This is a genomic window from Pseudomonadota bacterium, assembly GCA_039028935.1.
Lineage (GTDB): Bacteria > Pseudomonadota > Gammaproteobacteria > Steroidobacterales > SZUA-146 > SZUA-146.
The window spans coordinates 30,755-50,558 of sequence record JBCCHD010000003.1 but is presented as its reverse complement, the minus strand read 5'-3'; the positions used below and the strand labels follow the sequence as shown (position 1 = coordinate 50,558).

15 protein-coding genes are annotated in these 19,804 nt (G+C 56.3%); 6 read left to right on the top strand and 9 right to left on the bottom strand.

The genetic code is table 11. The features are described from left to right. Positions 1 to 32: 32 nt before the first annotated feature. The 4 genes from AAF465_02440 to AAF465_02425 all read right to left on the bottom strand — a co-directional run bounded on the left by AAF465_02440 (position 33) and on the right by AAF465_02425 (position 4,240). Complete coding sequence (locus tag AAF465_02440; GenBank protein ID MEM7081564.1) at positions 33 to 2,291, bottom strand: hypothetical protein; 2,259 nt, start codon at positions 2,289 to 2,291, stop codon at positions 33 to 35. A gap of 199 nt (positions 2,292 to 2,490) precedes the next feature. Then, on the bottom strand, positions 2,491 to 2,769 hold the full coding sequence (locus tag AAF465_02435) for a hypothetical protein (protein ID MEM7081563.1): 279 nt from the start codon (positions 2,767 to 2,769) through the stop codon (positions 2,491 to 2,493). Then, positions 2,756 to 3,262: a hypothetical protein gene (locus AAF465_02430; protein MEM7081562.1), complete on the bottom strand. Its 507-nt coding sequence runs from the start codon at positions 3,260 to 3,262 to the stop codon at positions 2,756 to 2,758. Before AAF465_02430 ends, AAF465_02435 begins: the two co-directional genes overlap by 14 nt. Positions 3,263 to 3,286: 24 nt before the next feature. Next, positions 3,287 to 4,240, bottom strand: coding sequence for a hypothetical protein (locus tag AAF465_02425; GenBank protein MEM7081561.1), 954 nt, complete (start codon positions 4,238 to 4,240; stop codon positions 3,287 to 3,289). Between the two features lie 88 nt (positions 4,241 to 4,328). Here AAF465_02425 and AAF465_02420 point away from each other — a divergent pair, with 88 nt between their 5' ends. Beyond that, complete coding sequence (locus AAF465_02420; protein MEM7081560.1) at positions 4,329 to 7,175, top strand: Ig-like domain-containing protein; 2,847 nt, start codon at positions 4,329 to 4,331, stop codon at positions 7,173 to 7,175. Between the two features lie 19 nt (positions 7,176 to 7,194). Here AAF465_02420 and AAF465_02415 read toward each other — a convergent pair whose 3' ends face one another. Beyond that, positions 7,195 to 8,043 (bottom strand): 3-methyl-2-oxobutanoate hydroxymethyltransferase, encoded by an 849-nt coding sequence (locus tag AAF465_02415; protein ID MEM7081559.1) that lies wholly within the window; start codon positions 8,041 to 8,043, stop codon positions 7,195 to 7,197. A 276-nt stretch (positions 8,044 to 8,319) separates the two neighbouring features. On the opposite strand from AAF465_02415, the gene AAF465_02410 reads away from it, so the two are divergent. Then, a complete protein-coding gene (locus AAF465_02410) occupies positions 8,320 to 9,744 on the top strand; it encodes a YfcC family protein (protein MEM7081558.1) in 1,425 nt (474 codons plus the stop codon). Between the two features lie 13 nt (positions 9,745 to 9,757). Here the strand turns inward: AAF465_02410 and AAF465_02405 are convergent, their stop codons facing one another. Together AAF465_02405 and AAF465_02400 are read right to left on the bottom strand one after the other, a co-directional pair. After that, positions 9,758 to 10,291 (bottom strand): hypothetical protein, encoded by a 534-nt coding sequence (locus AAF465_02405; GenBank protein ID MEM7081557.1) that lies wholly within the window; start codon positions 10,289 to 10,291, stop codon positions 9,758 to 9,760. A gap of 5 nt (positions 10,292 to 10,296) precedes the next feature. Further along, the gene (locus AAF465_02400; protein MEM7081556.1) at positions 10,297 to 11,358 is read right to left on the bottom strand and encodes a YHYH protein; all 1,062 of its coding nucleotides are present in this window, start codon (positions 11,356 to 11,358) and stop codon (positions 10,297 to 10,299) included. A gap of 200 nt (positions 11,359 to 11,558) precedes the next feature. Here AAF465_02400 and AAF465_02395 point away from each other — a divergent pair, with 200 nt between their 5' ends. Beyond that, entirely contained in the window at positions 11,559 to 13,229 is a 1,671-nt protein-coding gene (locus AAF465_02395; GenBank protein ID MEM7081555.1) for an FAD-dependent oxidoreductase, read from the top strand. Between the two features lie 181 nt (positions 13,230 to 13,410). Here the strand turns inward: AAF465_02395 and AAF465_02390 are convergent, their stop codons facing one another. Next, the gene (locus AAF465_02390; GenBank protein ID MEM7081554.1) at positions 13,411 to 13,950 is read right to left on the bottom strand and encodes a DUF4410 domain-containing protein; all 540 of its coding nucleotides are present in this window, start codon (positions 13,948 to 13,950) and stop codon (positions 13,411 to 13,413) included. A 408-nt stretch (positions 13,951 to 14,358) separates the two neighbouring features. On the opposite strand from AAF465_02390, the gene AAF465_02385 reads away from it, so the two are divergent. From AAF465_02385 to AAF465_02375, 3 genes are read left to right on the top strand one after another with little or no spacing between them, the layout of a single operon-like run. After that, on the top strand, positions 14,359 to 15,063 hold the full coding sequence (locus AAF465_02385; GenBank protein ID MEM7081553.1) for an ABC transporter ATP-binding protein: 705 nt from the start codon (positions 14,359 to 14,361) through the stop codon (positions 15,061 to 15,063). After that, positions 15,060 to 17,564 (top strand): FtsX-like permease family protein, encoded by a 2,505-nt coding sequence (locus AAF465_02380; GenBank protein MEM7081552.1) that lies wholly within the window; start codon positions 15,060 to 15,062, stop codon positions 17,562 to 17,564. Before AAF465_02385 ends, AAF465_02380 begins: the two co-directional genes overlap by 4 nt. Next, positions 17,565 to 18,695, top strand: a complete 1,131-nt coding sequence (locus AAF465_02375; GenBank protein ID MEM7081551.1) for a lipocalin-like domain-containing protein — start codon at positions 17,565 to 17,567, stop codon at positions 18,693 to 18,695. 101 nt (positions 18,696 to 18,796) lie between these two features. Here the strand turns inward: AAF465_02375 and AAF465_02370 are convergent, their stop codons facing one another. Beyond that, a complete protein-coding gene (locus AAF465_02370; GenBank protein ID MEM7081550.1) occupies positions 18,797 to 19,744 on the bottom strand; it encodes a serine hydrolase domain-containing protein in 948 nt (315 codons plus the stop codon). Positions 19,745 to 19,804 lie beyond the last annotated feature (60 nt).

The window sequence follows — 19,804 nt, the reverse complement described above, 5'->3', positions numbered from 1 at the left end:
GTTGTTGGCGCCGCGCGTCGACTATGCATCCATCAAGGCCGACGCGTGATGGCCGATGCAGGCGTTGTCTCGAGTTGGAGTTGATAAAACCCTCTGCCGGCAGTCCCCATAACGAGCCGACGTGGGTCGTGAGGATCAAACGCAATGGCCGCGCCACGCAGCATCGGCAAATTACTGTTTAACCGTTTCCACGACAGGCCGCCATCGCGCGTCAGATAAACACCAGAGGATCGGGACACATCTCGAAACGGTGGATCACCGGTCACAATAGCAACGGTTTGCGAGTCGGCGGGACTGACCGCAATACCATGTACGTACCGCATCGCTTGCCCAAATTCACCCGTCAAATTATTCGGATCGAGCACCCCCACCCAACCGGTATCAGCGCGATAGGTCCAAACGCCCAACCCCGCATTGCCGGTTCGATCGTGCGCCGCCATCCACAACGTGCCATCAGACGTCATCGACAATTTGCCCGGTCGCGCCGGGCCACCGATTGAGGTGAACACCACACCGTCTGAGCTGATGTAAACACCATCATCTGCACTGAGAAATAACTGACTCTCATCCGGCAGCGAGGCGAACCAACCAAATCCATTATCGGCGCGTACCATCGCCCACGTGCTGCCGGAGTCTGTCGAACGATAGACATCCCCATCGATGATCACGTGCACGTGACTCGTATCACTGGTTGAGGCGTGAATTGCCCCAGCTTTGCTGCTCGCGCCGATCTCCGGCAGACCGGAATCGCCGCCTGCTATGATCTGCCAAGTTTGTCCACTGTCGACAGTACGCGCCACACCTTGATAGTTGGATTGAAAACCCAATGAGGCATAGGCAACGCTGGCCGACGCAAATATCGCGTCCGCGCCCCCACTAAAACTACCAAGCTGATTGCCTTCAAAGCGCCACGACACGCCATTGTCAGTTGATTGCACGATTCGAGCGCCATCAAATCCTTGGATGAGCAGATGCCCAGCAATCCCTGGATTGAAAGTCACTTCGGTGGCAACCAAACCGGAATATCCACGCCCACGATAGTAGCCATTATCAAAATACAGATTGGCCGCGTCGTTCCAGGTTTGACCACCATCGGTAGAGCGCACAAGATTAGCCGATCCCGCAGCGAATATCAGATCAGGATCAGAGGGGGCAATGGTTGCCACCTCCATCTCCGCACCCGATGGATACGGCAGAGGCAGTGCGGCATCCGGCAGCACTAGACCCCAGGACGCTCCACCATCCTCACTTTGGTAGATTCCCAGCGAACCGAATCGATCATCGCATGCGATCAGTCGCTGTCCATTCACCGCATCGATGGCCACACCTTTATAGCGAGATGTATTGCCGCTGTTGGTTCCACTGACTTGCGCAAGCCCGTTATTGATCGGGCTAAAAGAATCGCCGCCATCCGTACTGACGTACATACCTCCCGGTTGTGTTGTGTCATTGCCCAGTGACACAAACACAGTCAGCGGCAGAGTTGGATGCGCCAACACCCGTTCAACTTGATCATGTGGCAGGGCTGTTGAGAGTCGCTGCCATGTCGCACCACCGTCGAGGCTACGATACACGCCGCGACCATCCACGCTCGCATACAAACGACTCGAGGATTGCGCGGCAAAAGTCATCGACACAACATTGACCCCTTGCGCATCTGCAGCGGTTGACGAGCCATCCGCCGTAATCGTAGTGAGTTGTTCCCACTCTTGTCCCTCGTTAGTGCTTAACCAAACTGCTCCAAGCAGTCCATCCACATTCTCCACACGCCAACGTCGACTGGTGCCACCGACCGCAAGCAGTCGAGTACTGTCGTTAGGGTCGAATAGGACCTTCTCAATCGGCGCTGAAAAGTCAAAGTTCGCTTGTTCCGGCATGCCAGTTCGTCGCAGCGTCCAGTTCACCCCGCCATCACGACTTTCGTATGGTCCTCCCATCGTGCCCACCCACACACGCTCGGACTGTGTCGGATGCCAGCTGAAACTGCCGATCTCCCAACTTACAAATCCAAAAGAAGAACGCCAGCTTTCACCTTTGTCGTTGCTCACGCCGACGCCGAGCATGTCGCCCCCGATCAAGACGCGGTTCGCGTCATGCGGACTCACACTTATCGACGTCACGCGCCCACCGACGCTCGGCTCACCGAGGGGCACCCAACTCGGTCCACCCAATGCACTTGCTACCGCATCAATTTCAGCACCGAGAAAAGGCGTATCGGCGTTGAGCGGCGGTGATCCGCTAGCCGACCCACACGCCACCCCTGCCACTGCAATGAAAAAACCATAATTCATCCGCACGCGACCACCCCCGCATTGACTGCTTCATCCCCGACATGGCTATGAGCGTATCGTCAACCTTGGACAAAACGGAGAGGCGGCTTGGCCACAACAATCAGACCCTTAAAGGATGCTGGCCGGACTTTTTTTCACTGAGCAGGTCGCTCAGCCCGATCACGCACGCGGAAAAGGGGGCGTCATGAGATTAAGGAATTTATTGCGATCGCCACCGCGACAACAAATCCGCAAGATGAAACACCAGCGCAAGCACCAGACAGGCCGCGATCGCAGCGGTACCGAATCCTTTGAGCACCGCGCCGAGCGCGAGCATCAAGCTGCCGCCCGCGCCGACATTGAGCAGCAGCGCGCGGGGCGGAACGCCACGTCCTTTTCGGTGCCACAGCGCCAGCAATATCACCACTTCAACGACAACAAACGCCAGCATGATGTCGACGATTCGACCGGAACGGATGAGCTGCTCAAGAAGCGCCACTGCCGGTTTCCTTTTTTACGTCTCGCTTGGCGAATCGCGGACGCCAGATGCCGAGCGCTACATTGGCAATCGATAACCCAAGCAGCATGTACCAGGCGCCCCATTCGTTGCGCACCAGCTCTGCGAGCGTTTCAGGATCGATCTCACCCGCTACAGCTTGAGCCATGGCGGCAGCGGCCTGCTGGGCTGGCGCGTCGAGACTGGCGAGTGTGGCCTCAAAAAACAACAATCCGGTCAGCGCTTTCACCCACACCCATGGCGTGTCCATAAAGGGCGGATGCACGATCATGGCAATCAAACCCGATACGACCGTGATGAGCATCGACGGCAAGATAATCCACTTAACCGCGAACGCGAGCGCTTCACGCGTGCCCGCATACTCAATGGTCGTCGCATGATCCGGCGCGGCATGCAGCACGCCGATATAGACCGCCAAGCCTCCGGCGAGACCCATGCCGGCAACCGTGTGAAGAAACTTGACCGTACGTCGCATGGACGTACTGTACAAAAAAATCGCTTAAGGCGGAAACGGTCCGTTATATCGCGTGTCTTTGACGGGCACTTTGAACAGTTCGACGCCAGAATTTAGGTCGATAGCCCGCACGCTCATCGGGTTGATTTCAGTACGCTCCTCTGCGCGCCATTTTCGCGCGGGCGTCACGTAGAGCAATCGATTTCCCACGATGATATAGGGGGAAAACGATACCGCCGATGCAAAGGTCTGAAGTCGCTTACCGTCAGCCGAGTACACATGCCACTCATACCGCTGGCCAGACTGTCGCGCCTGTGGACTCAGCGGTCTGTGCGTAGCGATATGCTGTCGATCAGCGGAATACAACGCGCGTTTACCGACCGCCCCATCAGGCACTGAAGCGCGAAAGTCCCGAATGGTGCTTGCCCGTAACCCAGTATCGGAATGCGCAACGGAACGCGTTGAGAAATCAGCCCGAAGAAACCCCTCGGTTCGGAGAGCCTGTGGTTCGGCGCGATCGAGTCTCGCACCCTGAATTTTTTTCGTGGTGTGCTGCCAGTGCAAACTATCGGCCCCAGTGCTTTGCAAAACGAAACGGTGATCGAGCGTATCGGTGGTACGCGCCCACACCGAGTCGTCAACGGAGAGGCGGGTAGCGCGGAGCAACTCACCACTTTCTGCAGTCAGATAGGCCAACTCTAGTTGCCCCGATTTTTCGGCGCTACTTTGAGCTAACAGTGTGCCTTCACGAATCGACAGGGGCCGGTCTGCGGCAACGCTTCGCCAGAGACGCTCACCTGTGGCGATGTTCGTCGCTTCAATGCCCGTCTTTGGGTTCATCGTGTATAGCCGTTCGTTTTGCACATCAACGACTACACCGTTACCCAACGTGACGAATGCATTGTGGCTCTCAGCGAGCGCGGCACTGCTCAGCCACGCGCATCCAAACACGAATACCATGCGGCGGACACGCGCCAAACAATCCAATTTTCGATTCATTGTGCTGGTCTCCCTGACCAATTACTGATTTATTGTCGTATAGTACACATTATCGCCTTGTCAATTAAACGGATTTAGTGAGAACAATATGTTAAATACAAAAACAATAACGTCGACCTGCCTGGCTTTCACCCTTTCCGCAACGCTCAGTTTACAAACGGCAGCGCAAACCGCTGACCCACGTGGCCCGGCTCCGATTCTGTTTGGGCAAACGGAAGGGCTAGTAAACAACCCGGTCACCGGCGCCATCAACGCCGTCGCCGCGCACCCCACCGACGCAAATATCATTTATGTTGGCGGCACAAATGGCGGCATTTGGAAAACGGTGAATGGTCTGGATACCGATCCGACCTGGACGAACCAAACCGATGCGGTGTTATCACAGTCCATCGGCGATATTGTTTTTGATCCGGCCGACGCAACCAATGAAACGCTGTATGCGGGGATTGGGTTGTTCAGCAGCTGGCTACGCAAGGGCGGTGAGCGCATTGGCTTGTTGCGCACAACGGACGGCGGCAACACGTGGTCGCAAGTGGGCACGGATCTTGAAAATCGCAATATTTCCAAACTCGCAGTGAGCGGCAATCGACTGTTCGCAGCGGTCAACTTTGCCGTGCCGTTCAACTGCGGTGACGTCGGCGTTTTTCGCTCAACTGATGGTGGTTCCAACTTCACGCTGCAAACGGTGGGCAACAGCGGTTTACCGGACGGCGTCGCGACGGTCATTACCGCGGATCCCAATAATGCGGACCGACTCTACACCGCTATTGTTTTTGCAGACACGTGCGCGGGCGCGCCCAACGGCATCTACCGCACTATCGACGGAGGCGATGCTTGGACCAAAGTCAGTGATGCCGCGATGGATGCCGTCATCACCTCCGATTCTGGGCTCATTGAAATCGAATTCGGTCAGTCTGGACGGGTGTACTCGGCCATTAGCGAGTTTGGTCGGCTAGCCGGCCTGTTTTATAGCGACGACGACGGCGTGAGCTGGATCGAAATGGATTTGCCCGGCTCATTGGAACCAGACTTTGTCGGTGTGCATGCCGGAGCACAGGCCAGTATTCATTTTTCACTGGCGGTTGATCCTACCAACGACGACATCGTGTATGTTGGCGGCGATCGTCAGCCACTTAACGATGGCTCCTTCCCAAACTCGATTGGCGCATTTGATTTCTCTGGACGCCTGTTTCGAGGCGATGCATCGGCGTCGAGCGGTTCGCAGTGGACCTCGCTCACCCATAACGGCACAGCGTCGAATTCGGCTCCACACGCCGACTCACGCGACATGGTCTTCGATGCCGATGGTAATTTGCTCGAAGGCGACGATGGCGGGATTTATAAACGCGTCTCGCCGCAAAGTACTACCGGCGACTGGGTATCGCTCAATAGCAATTTGCAGCTTACCGAAGGACACGACACCTCTTATGATGCGGTCGCGGATATTGTCATGACCGGCAATCAAGACACGGGGAGCACGCAACAAATCTCCCCGGCGACGAATGTCTGGGAATCGCTGAGCACCGGTGACGGCGGGGACGTTGCTGTCGATATCGATACCTTAGCGGCGCTCAATCAAACAGTTCGATATAGCAGCTTTCAGAATCTAGGGTTTTTCAATCGTCGTGAGTTCGACAGCGCCAACAACGAATTATCGCTGACACAACCCGCTTTGTTTACTGTGTCGGGCGCACCCATTGAAGCCCAATTTAAGACGCCTGTTGTGCTCAATCTCATCGATCCACAACGCATCGTTTTCGGCGGCTCTAACGGTGTCTACGAATCGTTTGATCAGGGCGACACGCTCGACGCCATTGGTCCTGGCGTCGTGGCCAACCCGTTTGATGGCAACACGATCGCATTCGGTGCCAGCGACAATGAGGAAGCGGTCTATGTCGGCGCCGGCAATCAGCTCTTTTCGCGTTTTGCGGCAGGCGCGGCACTGGCACCCGCCGGTGTTCCTCTGCCACAAACAACCGACATAATCAGCGTCGCCATGGACAGTGATGACAGCACACGCGTGTTTTACATTGACCAAGCGAATGCCTACACCACGACCGACAATGGCGCGACAACATCAGTCATCACGGGCGACCTAGACCTCGCTTCCACAGGGCGATTGCGATCGATTGTATTCGCCACCAATGGCGCATTCGATGCGGTCATTATCGGCACCGACCGTGGTCTCTATGTCAGCACTGACAACGAACAGTTTGATGAGTGGGTTCGACTCGATTCTAATGTGCCAAACGTGCCGGTGTTCGAACTCAACTACGACCAGGACAACGACTTACTTATTGTTGGCACACTGGGTCGCGGCACCTTTGGCATTGCCGGCGCGCTCGCTTCTGTTAATCGACGGCCCACGGCCTTGGACGATCTGTTCGACACCGAGGTTGCCGATCAGCTTTCGGTGTTATCACCAGCCGCCAACGACTTTGATGTCGACGGCGTTGTCGACCTAACCACGGTGAACATTGTGACACCACCGACCTTTGGCGTAGCGAGTGTCGACGGCGTGACCGGCGATGTGGAATACACCGCCCAAACAGGCTACGCCGGACCGGACAGCTTCACCTACACGATCGCCGACGACCAGGGTCGACTATCAAACATCGGTACGGTGTCACTGTCCGTACCCGCGGACACCGATGGTGATTTGATCAGTGATCAGGCTGACAACTGTGTGGACGTGGCTAACCCCAACCAAGTTGATGTGGATGGCGACGGCTTTGGCAACCAGTGTGACCCAGATACGGACAACAACTGCGTCGTCAACTTTATTGATGTGGCCAATTTTTCCAACGCGTTCCAGACTAATGACGCGTTAAACGACTTTAATGTCGACGGAGTGGTCAACTTCCTCGACTACATCGTGCTCACATCACGTATTTTTGGACAGCCAGGACCCAGCGGCACGACCGCCTGCCCATAACCCATGACGTCATGGACGCCTACTGATGCAGTGGCGTCCATTTGTCGAGCGCTTCGAGAAATTTGTCTTTTTCGCCGTCGTGCATAACGATGTTGTTAGCGGCAAACGGAAAGCGGCCCGCTGCCACATCGCTATGAAAAGCACTCAGAGCAGCGACGCGCTCATCGTGAATCTGTTGATGTAGGCGGCCCACGTTACCGTACGCATGCGCATGCAGTGGCGGCTTATTCTCTTCACTGGGCTCTCCGCACACATCCGCAACAAATGAAAACACCGCGTCACCGGCGTTGCCGGAACCGAGCGAAAAGGTGACGATCGTGGTTTTTTCGTTAACCGCTTCGAGCACTTCCTCAGCTATACACTCCGCCTCAACGGCCATCACACCCACCTCTTCCATACGTTTGAGTGTTTGCCAAATCTTCATTGCTTCATCCGCCGTTCGGCCCCAGCCGCGCAAACCGCCACAATAATGACTGAAGGTCGGAATCAATCCAATGTGGCTTTGTACGGGAATACCCTCGTTCGACAGCCTCTCCATCGCCTCAAAGGAGCGCAACGTGTAGTACATATCCGCGCCTCGTCGCATTGCGTCGAACGCGTGCGCCACAATCTCTTCGTTTGAACCAAATTGCGCCCAGGTCGATCCCACACCCGTAAAATGCGTGGGCGCCAAGCGGCGGACGTCCTCAATTTGGTCTGAACCCACCACAAACAAATCAATACCCGCCTCTACACATGCCTGTATCTGGGCGGGATCCGCCGGATTGGCCATCGATAACTTTCTCCCGGTTCCTTTTAGCGCCTGCAGGTCCTTGATCGTGTAGTTGCGTTCAGCGGGGTTTCGGCTGAAATCATAAATGCGTGGCATAAAGGGGTCCTCTTTACTATCAATTTGGCGACAAAGCGGATTCAGCGACTCAGTCAACGACTCATCCATCGGATGGTATCAAAACACGGGCGTCAATCTCGCTTTGCAGAAGTTCATACTGAAACTTGTTGCCTGGCCGTTGACTAGCTATATTGTTGATCAGTGCATAATAAATTTTAAAACGTCGCCCACCATTGTAGTAGCGCTGGTCCCCACCCAATACACTGTGGGACCCGATTCACGGATGATCCGACGGACACGATTGGGTACACACTTATGAACAATACTCGAACACCGGGTTGGTCGCTCGACCCACTACTGCTGATTTTCTCGATCATCGTCGTCGCCCAGCTGCTCACCTATGTCGTTCCGCAAGGCGCCTACGATCGCGAGCCGTACGCCGACAATCCATCGCGACAAATGGTCGTGGACGGCAGCTATGCATCGGTCGCCGAAGCGGGCGAAGTGACGTTGGCACCATGGTACTTCCTGCTTGCGATTCCAAAGGGCTTAGCCGCGGCCCAGGAAATAATCTTCCTGATTTTTCTTGTCGGCGGCGTGATCGCTGTACTGCGCGAGACCGGCGCCATCGATGCCGCGCTTCATACGGCCGTGGCCAAACTGGGACGCAGTCCGTGGGTGCTCATCGCAGGCTGCCTAATCATGTTCAGTCTGGGGGCCTACACGATCGGTATGGGTGAAGAATACGTTCCGCTTATCCCTATCTTGGTTTCAATGTCGCTGGCTATGCGTATGGACGCGGTCGTCGCCATGGGCATGGTGTGGGTGCCTTACGGTATCGGCTGGGCCTGCGCGGGCACCAATCCGTTTGGCGTACTCATCGCACAAAATATTGCGGGAGTGCCGATCACTTCGGGTTGGGAATTTCGACTCTTCATGATGGCCGCTTTTTTACTGGTTGCGTTCCATCATTTGTATCGCTATGCGATGCGAGTACGCGAGAATCCAGCCGCCAGCTATGTTTCCCACATTGATTATAGCGACGGCTTCGAAGCACCGGATGATATTCGTCTAACAGGGCGCAGAGTCGCTGTGCTGCTGGCGTTTCTGACGACCGTGATTGTCTTCGTTGCCGGTGTCGCGTTGAATGGTTGGTACATCGGTGAGCTCAATGCCATTTTTCTTGGGCTCGGCATTGTTGCCGCCATCATCTCACGCATGAGCCCCTCTCACGCTAGCCGCACCTTCATACGAGGTGCCTCTGAAATGACAACCGCTGCGTTGATCATTGGCTTTGCGCGCACTATTGAGGTGGTGCTGGTCGACGGTCAAATTATCGATACGGTCGTGCATTCGATTTCCGCGGTGTTCGAAAACACCAGTTCCGATGTGGCCGCCGTGGGTATGCTCGCCGTACAAACTATCTGCAACATCTTCATACCTTCGGGCAGCGGACAAGCCTTTGTGACAATGCCCATCATGTCGCCGCTCGCCACACTCACCGATGTGTCGCAGCAAGTCGCGGTACTGGCCTATCAATTTGGTGACGGCTTCACCAACATGATTGTGCCCACCAGCGCACTGGTTATGGGTACCCTGGCACTGGGTCGCATTCCCTATGGCGCTTGGGTGCGCTTTTGCTTTCCGCTGTTGATCAAGCTATTTACTCTCGCCATCGTATTCTTGCTCATCGCCAATCGATTTGGCGATGAGCTGCGGCTCAATGTGATCGCCGGCTAGGCCGGTCTGCCGATTACGGCGAACGACTCTCCTGCTGGTCGATCGGTAATCGTATCGTCTGGAACGTCCGCAGTCCGCTCAGACGTGACTTTTGCCCGCTGTTTGCATCGATCACCGTGACGCGCATACCGTCGATCGCGCGCGCCAAGAGTGTCACATCGAGCGTGATCGCAACCAGCGCCCGGTCAAAGTCTAGCGTGCGTACCAGACGGGCATGATCAACGCGATCGTCGTTCGCGGCGACATGATCAAGATCCGTGGTGAGGTCCGCAAAACGCACACGGCCCTGCTCACCGCGCTCGTCAGACACCCGGATCACTCGGTTAAAATAGGCGTTGAGCGTGGCGGAAGAAGCGCGCATTTCATGGAGTGCCACATGGCCGTCCTGATCCACGTCGGCAATCATCAACGCTTGCTCGCCGAGCACCATACTCAACTTAATTTGCCGATCTGCCACAACCATTACGAGATGATTGTCCGGGGTGCCGTGCGCGCCGCTCGAAGAACACAGGAACGCGCCGATCCACAACAGTGTTAATCGCAGCATCGCGACTAGGGACCGGCGTTGAAGGCGTCGACGGTCGGCTCGCCCCATACGCAGCGCTGGACAAACGGATAGTCATCGGTGACGAAATAATGGTAGATGCCGCCCGGATATTCGGGCGTCACGCCGTAGCGACCATTGCATGCATCCAGATCGCCCGTCTCCGCGTCAAACGTCCAATCCTGCACAAACGTACCATCGTAGCTGCCGCCGGGGCCCGATGGTCGCGTACCGGATTTTAGTTCGTAACTACCGCGCATCACAGTAATACCACTATTTGGATCCATCGCATCGACATAGCCATAGCGCGCGTAGACCGGATAGCCGTCGGCGGCAAACCCAAGCAAGACCATCGCGGGATTGTTGGTGCTGTGACCGGCTGCTTGGAGAAAATCGTCGACTAGCGCCTCAGGCATGCCGTGATAATGGTATTTGCCAGTTGGCTGTACATGCGCATTATTGCAGTCAGTGCCTAAGTAACCGATGGCACCCGACAAGTCGGAATTATTTGCCGCACCGACCGTGAGCGCCTCGTAGTTCCAGCCCGAATTGCGATCATTGTTGTAAAACTCGGCGGTGTTCGGATCGAACAGGATACCGCCGAGTGAGATCGCCGCATGTGGAACGGTAGTCGCCGTACGTAAATCAGGCTGCTCGCCCTCCACACGCAGAACCAGGTCGTAACTCACCGCCACCTCACCAATCGTATTGGGATTGGCGTTGTTCGGAAAATCACCCACACGATGATCGGGAATGCTGTTACTCAAAAACTGACGCACCAACGCCGCCATGTTCGTCGTCATTGCGACATCCGGCTCGAGCACTTGACCTGTCACCGCGTCGACGATGGAATCGTTATCGCAGGCCCAGTTCGTGCGGCCAGAATAGTCCGCCGTTTTGGTGTAATCGACACCATCTTGTAGAGGAGTGGGATCGGTGGTGGTTGTGTTGGTCGTGACCACGGGTGCGGCAGCCACCGTTGCATCGCTCGACGCTTCTCCACCACCGCTTTGACAGGCAAAGAGCGCCATAAGCACCAGTATGGGCCATATCAATCGCTGGTTACGCATGGTCATATTTCCTCAGATTGTTCACTGAGTGCGATTACAACGCCGTGATTTGGAGCAAATGTGAAGAAAAAGCGGAAAAAGGCCGTGTTTTGATGGCGTGACGGCGACCGTGCCCTTCTCACGCTTTTGGCTGAACATAATTTTTGGCACGCGAAGTGCGGTATATTTAGCCATCATCCATTACGAAATGCGTCTCCAGCATGTTGACCGTCTCTAGGCTGTTGCGCCTTTTCCTGCCGCCTGTGCTGCTCGCAGCGGGATACGCCCTTTTCTCCAGCAGCGCACACGCGGCGATGCGTGTACATGCCAAGCTCTCCGATGCGAGTCGCAACACCCTCCATGACATCGTGATTGTAGGCGCCGGTAGCGCTGGGCTGTATGCCGCCAAGACACTCATCGATGCTGGTTACAATGTGCTGATCATTGAAGCCACTGATCGCATAGGCGGCCGTGTCTTCAGTGCCACGCTTGGCGATACGCGCGTCGAACTCGGCGCGGAAGAGCACTATCTTGCTACCGGCAATAATCCGGTCTGGCCAGCGCTAACGCAGGAGTATGGGGCACAACTCTACGTGGAGGGCTATCAAGGTTTCGAAGCCTATTCGATGGACGGCGGCACCACCACCTGCTGGTATTTGAGCACCGCTGCTCGGCAATGCGGCGACGATGCGGATGTCAATCAACTCACCGCGTTTCTTGAGTGGTACAGCCAGCCCGCGCTGCATCTGGATGATTCCACTTCGCTCGCGCAAGACGCAATGGCCGAATACGGCGTGCAAGCGGGCGATCGTTCGTATCATTTATACGAGGCCAGTTTCGCAGGGGGCTCATTCGCCACATCGCTCGACAAATTGGGCGCACGCAGCACCGCGCTGCAAGAGAGTCTGTGGGAATTGTCCACTGATATACGCGTTATTGGCGATGCACAACTCGGATATAGCGACGCTCTCCAATCCGTGTGGTGGGACGATGTGCTGGCAAACAGCGATCTACTGCTTAATCGGCCGGTGATCTCCATCAACACTACCGATCAAGGTGTAGTCGTGTCAGACGACACCGGCGCTGAGCATGTCGCCGATCGAGTCATCGTGACCGTATCCATCGGCGTCCTGCAGGCGGAGATTATTGACTTTATCCCTGATCTACCCGTCGCCACTGTGAATGCGTACAACGGCATTGGTATGGACATGGGCATGAAGATTCCACTGCGTTTCACCAACGCCTGGTGGGAAACCGAAGGCGAGCCCATGAGCTGGTTGGTAACCGAAGGCGTAGCCGGTGTTTGCTGGGTACCCACCGATTATAAGGTCGGCGGCAATGACCGTATTCTAATGTGTTATCCGATGGGCAATAACGCAAAGGCGCTCAATGACATGGCGCAAAGTACCGGCGGCGGTCAGCTCGGTAACGATGCGATTATCAACGCGGTGCTCAACACACTCGACACCACATTTCCCGAAGCACCGGGCGCAGCCACCGCGACCTTTATCGACGGTATAGTGCAAAACTGGGGCGCCGCGCCTTACACACTCGGCGCATACTCCTACCCCCGTATCGGCACCTATACGGATACCGGAAGCAAGCGTCTCGAATTGCAGGCACCTGTGGCCGACAACAAACTCTTTTTTGCAGGAGAGGCCACTCACAATACCAACCCCTCAACGGTGGTCGGTGCGCTGCAAGAGGGCGAGCGCGCAGCCATGGCGATTATTGCACTCGACTCACAGAGTCCGCCGCCACAGACTCCGCCTCCGCCACCCCCGCCGACCAATAACTCAACGTCGAGTGGTGGTGGCAGCGTCGGCGGATCCGTACTGCTACTCGGACTGGCGGCTATCGGGATACGCGGTCGGCGTCGGAAAACGCACTGACAAATGCCGTCACCCCATTCCCGCACGCCGCGATCGTAACGCGATTCCCTGGTTTCTCTGTACGGGCCGTCGCGCGCTGCGCTTTGGCCTTACGCATCCAGTGTGAAGCTGTAAGGCGACAGAGCGCGACTCGTCATTGGTTGCTTACCGCAACCGCCTGAACACCCTTAAGTCGGTGAGCCTATTCGGCGGTGGGTTCCTTACCGCGCGCCAGCTCTTTGGCAATCTTCGTAGCCGCTCCGTCCATAAATCCTTCGATTGACTGCGCAGCTGCCAGTCCGCCACCGAGTGCCCAACTGTTCTTGTCGACGGCGATCGAACCAAACTGCGCACCGGCGGTGTCGGTCAGACTAACATCGGCGTCAAAGTTCGTGCTTCCAGCGCCAAACCCAATAATCAGTTTTAACGCCGCGTTGCCTTCTTTGTACCGAGTAATATCACCAGAGATCACCAATGCGTTCTCGAGATCAGATTCGTTTCTAAGCACTTCTGAGTAAGCGCCAGTCTTGTTGATTGCAGCTTGTATTCGATCAGCAAAATTGGGCCCTGCAAATGCGGGCACACTACCGTCCTCTGTTGCGTCACCAAAATCCATGACCACAACTTTATCGTAACCGGTCAAGTCGAGGTCTTTGACTTTTTCGCCACCTTGCTCAACGCCGCTTGTGGTCCCGCAGGCGGTCAAGAAAAACAACGAAAATCCAATCAATAAAGTACGCATAGTCTCTCCCTTAGAAAATGTCGATCACATCCAATTTTTAGCCGGTGACGGTTAATCACTTGCAAAAAAGGATACCACACCCTGTTCGCCCCCTTCGCTCAAATCATCCTGGTTAGCGCGTCAGTGTCGCCCACCAACCCGATACCGATCTTCTCACCCAACCATCAGGATTCAGATGCACATTGGCGATACAGCACCGATTTTTTTGTCGGCAGCGCCACCTCAATCTAGCTGCCGACCATAGGATTTTATCGGCTTCACCGGCCAGTACGCATTCGGTCAGCCCGCAGTCGTCATAACTTTCTCCCGAGTACGCTCGGGTTGGCGAGTATAATCCGTTCACACTGCATTCCCATGCAGGCGGTGATAATACGTCACTCAAATGGCTTTACCGACGAGGATCTTTACGTGTCTGCCACCCCTTCTGCTACCGATGCCTACTCCGCCATCTCGCTACGAAATCTAAACCGGACCTTTATGGAGGGTACGCGAGCGCATACTGTGCTCAGCGGGGCGAACGCCGAATTTGCCGCCGGCGAAACGATCGCGCTACGTGGACGCAGCGGATCCGGCAAATCCACCCTCCTCAATCTCATTAGCGGCATCGACACGCCCAACGCGGGAAGCGTTACTGTGGCGAATGTCGAACTCACTGCGCTCGATGAACACGCGCGTACGCTGTTTCGTCGTCAGCATATAGGGTTTGTTTATCAATCGTTTAACCTCGTGCCGACACTCAATGTGGGCGACAATATTCGTCTGGTGCTTGAGCTTAACGGCCAGCGCGCTCGTGAAGCAGATAGACGCATCGATGAATTACTGGACGCAGTAGGTCTCGCCGATCGCGCGAGCAGCTATCCGGATGTGCTCTCGGGAGGCGAACAGCAACGAGTCGCCATTGCCCGCGCATTGTGTCATCGCCCTGCTGTCTTGCTTGCCGACGAGCCCACAGGCAACCTTGATGACGCGACCGCTGAGTCCATTTTACCGGTGCTCACCAGACTGGTGGACGACACTGGCAGCACGCTGATCATGGCCACCCACAGCAATGCGATTGCGGCCACCTGCGATCGCACGTTTGAGCTGCAGCAAGGCCGGCTCGTCGAACAATGACGATCACCGCCTACCGCGCCAACATACACTATCTGTCGCGTCACCCGTGGCAGTTTGCCCTAGCGATGGTGGGCGTCATCATTGGCGTTGCAGTGATGGTGGCGGTCGACCTGGCGAACACCAGCGCACGAAAAGCGTTCTTGTTATCGATGGATCAGGTGGTCGGTTCGGCCACGCACCAAATCGTCGGCGGCCCGAGAGGGGTACCCGAAACCGTTTATAGCAACCTGCGTACTCTCCACGCCGTCGAATCGGTCGCTCCCATTATCGATGGGTCGGTCGACGTCGGCGAGCGCGTACTGGGCTTACTGGGTGTTGACCTTTTTGCCGAGCAGTCGTTACGTGCGTTTACCGGTGATGTGACCCCCTCCGAATCGGCGTCGTCGCCCAATTTGTTCAGTGCATTTCTGATCGAACCCGGCGTCGTCACCCTGTCGGCGACCACCGCTGATGAACTGGGCCTCAAGGTCGGCGAGAACTTTAATGTCCAAGTGAATGGCGTTGTGCACCCTGCACGACTAGTCGCGGTGTCGACCGCCGCCCCGGACAACCTATTCATCGCCGACATCGCCACCGCACAAGAGTGGCTTAATCAGCAGGGCTGGCTATCGCGCATCGATGTGCGACTCACCGACGATACGGTACAAGCGGGACAACTCCAGCAGTGGCTTCCCGATGGCGTTCGTCTCCTTACCGCACCGGGACGAACTCAGGCTACCGCTGCCATGAGCGATGCGTTTATGACCAACCTGACGGCAATGAGTTTGCTGGCGCTACTGGTTGGCTTGTTTTTGATTTTTAACAGCATGAGTTTTTCGGTGCTGCAGCGGCGTTCGCTAATCGCGACGCTTAGGGCGATCGGTATAACCCGACGACACGTATTCGTGATGATTGTTGCTGAAGCGGCAGTGTTGAGTCTCATCGCCGCCGGGCTGGGTGTGTTGCTGGGTATCTGGCTCGGCGAGCACTTGCTCGAGCTCGTATCGCGATCAATCAATGCCCTGTATTACCGCGTATCGGTCACCAGCGTCAGTGTCAGTTCAGTAACGATTGCCAAAGGATTGGTCGCCGGCGTGCTGACGTCGATCGTCGCAGCACTGGCTCCGGCGTATGATGCCAGTCGCTTCGCACCGCGTCAGGTGATGCTGCGTTCGGACATCGAGCAGCGTGCGGGCCGGGTGGTGCCTTGGGTGGCGCTCATCGGTGTAATCGGCGTCGTCGCCGCAACACTGTTGCTTCTCGTCACCCGCCATTTGGCCGTCAGTTTGACCGCTGTGTTTTTACTGATCCTCGGTATTGCATGCTGTGTACCGGCCGCCATTCAAGCACTGTGCCACCTGCTCGAGCCGCTTGCGCGAACGATGGGCGGCACGCCTGCTCGGCTCGCTGTGTCCACCATCTCGGCGAGCCTTAGTCGCACGGCAGTGGCCATCGTGGCATTGGCGATCGCCGTATCCGCAACGATTGGTGTGAGCATCATGGTCGATAGCTTCCGTACCTCCGTTCAATCTTGGCTCGAACAAACGCTTCGTGCCGATATCTACGCCGGCGCTCAGCGTGGCGCGATCCAACCAGCCCTCATTGACGACATTCGCGCCATTCCGGGGATCGTTGCGGTCAGTACAAACCGGCGAATTGTGCTCGAACAGACAACAGGCCGCACACAACTGACTGCCATACACATGGCGCCGGAGAGCTATGCCGGTACGACCTTACTCGATGGCAATGCCGATAGCGTTTGGCCCCGATGGGAAAAGGAGGACGCCGTGTTGGTCTCCGAGCCTTACGCCTATCAGCAAAACGTAGCAGCGGGCGACGTCATCACTCTGCCGACCGACCGCGGACCACAGTCTTTTACTGTGCTCGCGCGATATCAGAGCTTTGATATCAATGCGAGCACCGTGATGATCAGTCGAGACAACTACGATCGCTACTTTGATGATAAACAAATCAATACGCTTGGGCTGTATTTACATGGCAACACCGATGTCGAGCGCATTATCGACACCATTACAGCCATCAGCACCGACCGGCAAGTTTTACGTGTCGACGCCAACGCGCGTATTCGCGACGCCTCTCTCGAGATTTTTGATCAGACCTTTGTTATCACCAACGTGCTGTACTGGTTGGCACTCGGCGTTGCCTTTATCGGCATACTCGGCGCAATGCTCGCGCTACAACTCGAACGCGCGCGCGAGCTGGCGCTATTGCGAGCGCTGGGTATGACACCGGCTCAGGTCAGCACGCTCATTACGACGCAAACCGGTGTGATGGGCCTGCTCAGCGGACTGGCCGCCTTGCCGCTTGGCATTGTCATGGCCTGGGTACTCATTCGCGTCATCAATCGTCGTGCATTCGGATGGGAAATTGAGATGACGTTCAGCCCGGCCATTCTCATCACCTCACTGTTGTTTGCTATCTCGGTTGCGTTGCTCGCGGGTCTCTATCCCGCTTGGCGAGCCGGTAAGAGTCATCCTGCCTTAGCCATGCGTGAGGAATAAATGATGCGTTATTGGGTGCTTATTTTTCTGCTTGGTCTTGTACACCTAAGCGTGCTCGCTCGCGACGCGGAGCAGCCGTCTGAGCTGGCGGCACTTCTCAACGCCGTCGATGAGACCGGCTTCGCCAAGGCCACCACCGTGCGACCCTTTACGTTTCCACACGACCATGGCCCCCACGCTCGTTTTCGCAACGAGTGGTGGTATTTCACCGGTAATTTGGATAGTCCAAATGATCGGCGTTTCGGCTTCGAACTCACGTTCTTTCGTTTTTCGTTGTCGCCAAAAAGTGAATCATCATCGTCCGCATGGCGCACAAACCAGGTGTACATCGCACACCTTGCAGTAACCGACGTCGCAAGCCAGCAGTTTCTGACAGCGGAAAAGGTGGCGCGCGGCGCGGCCGGCCTGGCGGGCGCGCAGAGGCGCCCATTTCGAGTGTGGATGGACACATGGCAAATCACCGCCGACGCTGACCACGACCATTGGCAGCTTGTCGCCGATGATGAGCGCATTGGCATCAACCTCGCACTCACGCCACTGAAGCCCCCCGTACTCAACGGCGAGGCAGGCCTGTCGCGAAAATCATCCAGCACGGACAGTGCCTCTTACTATTACACAATGCCTCGACTGCAGACGTCCGGCACGCTCACAATCGACTCCGTTGACTACGCGGTTAATGGCCTATCTTGGCTCGATCGAGAGTGGAGCACCAGCGCGCTGGCCGATGATCAACTTGGTTGGGATTGGTTTTCGCTGCAGCTTAGCGACGGCTCCGACTTGATGCTCTACAACCTGAGAAAAACGGACGACACGGTGGATAGTGCAAGCTCCGGTACACTCACCGACCCAAGCGGTCAGGCTACCTCGCTCTCACTGGCAAACTTTGACGTGACGGTCCTCGACACCTGGAACAGCCCCGCTGGCGGCACGTACCCGGCCAAGTGGCGACTGCGCCTTCCGGCGTATCAGCTTGATCTCACCGTCACACCCGTGCTCGCCGACCAGGAGCTCTTCACGACGGTGCGTTATTGGGAAGGAGCGGTTGATGTGTCCGGTCGCAAAGACGGACAAACGATTGACGGTCGTGGCTACGTGGAGCTTACCGGCTATGCCGAAGCCACCGACGAATAGAAGTGAGACACTCGGTTTATCCCGCGACGTGCAAAATGATCCAGCCCAATGGTGCGTGCCCTCATGGCGTGTCGGTAGCCCATCGCATCGGAAATGCGTCGTCAGTTATTCCGCACCGCCGTTTCGATTCGACGGTAGACATCCGCTGCCAGCGCCTCGCTGCCGCCGCCGGTCGTATTCACAAATTGAATAATCACGGTGTCGGTTGTCGCGTTGTAACGGGCCACACTCTGATATCCGGGCAACCAGCCTGAATGGGCAAAGACATCAAAAAGTGATGTATAGATCGTTCGCTCATCCTCGCTGAGCAAACTGCCAGTGGCTAACGCTCGAAGAAAGACACCGACTTCTTCAACAACGGAGATCATGGAACCACCTGGAGCGACAAATTCCTGCTCTGTGCGATCGATGTCGTCCCAAAACCCTCGCGCCAGCAGTGCCGAGTCGGTATCGGACTGGAGCGAAAACGTACGGGTCATACCCAATGGCGTCAGTATATTACTTTGCACAAAGGCATGGTGGTTATAACCCAGCGCAGCGTCGAGAATCATGCCCAATAAAAGATAGTTGGAATTCGAATACTCATTGCGCACGTCGGGAAGGAAGTCGGCGGGCACATCCAGCACCAGATTAAGCAACGCGTCATTGTTCGTATGCGCCACCTGCCAAGTGAACCCAGGCTGGCTATCGAAATCCGGTACACCGCTGCGATGGCGAAGCAAGTGTCGGATCGTAATGGTATCGGCGTTGTCGATTCGTCCGTGTAGCGCCGGCAACCACGTCACCAACGTGTCCTCGAGTGTCAGTACGCCCTGTGAAACGAGCTTAGTCACGCTCACCGCAATAAACAGCTTGCTGATGCTCGCGATTTTAAACTGCGCGTCGGCTCGCGCCGGCTCGCCCGTCAGTCGATTGGCCACGCCGGCAATGTCGACGCGCGGCGGCGACACGCCATCATCAATGTACACCCAGATACCGTCCGCACCTTGGTCGACCGCAAAATCCAGCGCATCTTTAACGGTGGCCGGGCTGGAAACAACCGGCGGCATGGTGGAATTCGGTGCCGATGCGCTCCCACCCCCACACGAAAAGAGCGCCAAAGACACCAA